General features: G+C 69.8%; 1 pseudogene. It reads right to left on the reverse strand.

The features are described from left to right. Positions 1-132: 132 nt before the first annotated feature. A pseudogene (locus ACEN88_RS34820) lies at positions 133-338 on the reverse strand (hypothetical protein); the annotation flags it as partial.

Genomic DNA, 338 nt, shown 5'->3' on the forward strand with positions numbered 1-338 from the left:
CGCTCGGAGGATGCGGCAGCGGCATGCGGCTGCGTGGCGACATGCGCGGCCACGGGCTGGACGAGCGCGAACAGCGCGGCGCAGGCGATAGCGACCAGGGTCGCGCGGGACGACGTCATGGGAACGCCTCGATCAGGCGCCGCCGAGCGCGGCGAGCTTCTGGCGCAGCACTTCGTTTTCCGTCATCAAGGTGGCGACGCGGTCCTTCAATTCCCCGACCTGGGCCCGCAAGGCCTTCACCTGGTCTTCCGGCGAATCCGGCACGACTTCCTTCTTCGGCTTGGCGCCCGCCTTCTGTTCGCGCACATGGCGCGCGGCCTGCTGCAGCTCCTTGCGCC

The sequence above is a fragment of the Massilia sp. CT11-108 genome, from assembly GCF_047302915.1.
Classification (GTDB): Bacteria; Pseudomonadota; Gammaproteobacteria; order Burkholderiales; family Burkholderiaceae_D; genus Telluria; species Telluria orientalis.